This window comes from Mesorhizobium sp. P5_C1 (assembly GCF_054049815.1).
Genome location: NZ_JBFULQ010001028.1, coordinates 1 through 1,164, shown reverse-complemented (window position 1 = coordinate 1,164; position 1,164 = coordinate 1). Strand labels below are relative to the sequence as shown.

General features: G+C 57.6%; 1 protein-coding gene and 1 pseudogene. One reads left to right on the top strand and one right to left on the bottom strand.

The annotated features are described in order from the left end of the window. Positions 1-237: 237 nt before the first annotated feature. On the bottom strand, positions 238-537 hold the full coding sequence (locus tag ACXJ7R_RS33605; protein WP_457155551.1) for a DUF1236 domain-containing protein: 300 nt from the start codon (positions 535-537) through the stop codon (positions 238-240). Positions 538-1,058: 521 nt separating this feature from the next. Between ACXJ7R_RS33605 and ACXJ7R_RS33600 the strand changes: the two are divergent. Continuing rightward, a pseudogene (locus ACXJ7R_RS33600) lies at positions 1,059-1,164 on the top strand (low affinity iron permease family protein); the annotation flags it as partial.

Genomic DNA, 1,164 nt, shown 5'->3' with positions numbered 1-1,164 from the left:
TCCGCATAGGCTAGGGCGTAAGCTTCCAGCTCGAATGATCGGGTTAGCTCTTGTTGGTCTTCGACCACGCGGACGAACCACTCGCCCATCGCTTCGGTCACTTCAACTTAGTTTCGGGCTGGCGCCTTCCGCCGTCCTATCCATCGCTGGTCCTGCGGCTTCTGGGGGGAAATTGGCTGTTGAGAATGTGATTTCGACAGCCCGCCGCCACATGGGCGACGGGCTTCAGCCGTAAAGTCAGTCGTAGACCTTGACGATCTTGCGAGTGCCAGGATCGACTAGAACCGTCCGCTTGTCGATCACGACATAGCGGTATTTAACGTTGGGAACTTCGTGAAGCTCGACGGTATCTGGCAGCGATGAGCCGATATTGAGTTCYACGCCGGGAAGCTTCACCGAWGCCAGRGGCTGCTTCTTCACATATTCRCGGATGACCGTATCYTGCTCAGGCGCGATGAKGACGTCCTCGGCAGCGGCCGCGCCGATACCTGCAAGGAGCAGAAACGCCGCAGCGGCGCCGGTAAGGTGCATTCTCATGTTTTCCTCCTATGAAATCGACGCAGAACTCCGCGCCAGCAACCAAACTTCGAGGAGGTGCMGACGTTCCCCCGGCAGGGCTTCGGTCCCACGGGACATCGGACCAAAGCCTGATCGAAAACCGCATTGGTCTTACCCGTGACTTGCCTGGGAACAGCTTACTTTCGCGGATGTTGTTTCTCGGAACGTTCGGAGAAATCAGATGGATAGAAGTGTCAGTCAAGCGCGCTGGTTGCTTGCACCGCTCTTTGCGACGGCCGTCACGTTTCTCGTGATCGGAATAGTTGTTGGCTGACATTTTGCGTTCGGCGCAGGCAAGTCCCATCCTGCGCTGATAGGGTTCGCTCGCCTGCCGAGAGGCGGGCGAACCCTCTGTCTTCAACGATGCCCATGAGGCGATAATGTTGAGCGACAAAGAGACCCGGCTTCTAGAGGCAAGCTTGCTCCTGGCAGTGCCTGTCTGCGTGGCGGTCACGGCGCTGATCGCTTTCGCCTTGGCCTTCTGACGGACAATGGTTGGAATGAACCGCTTCCTTTTCGTCGCGGCCGACTTTCTTTCCCGACCCCCTGGATTCTATGCGATGCTCATGGCCATGGTGCTTTGCACAGCGCTGGTACCTTTTGGCC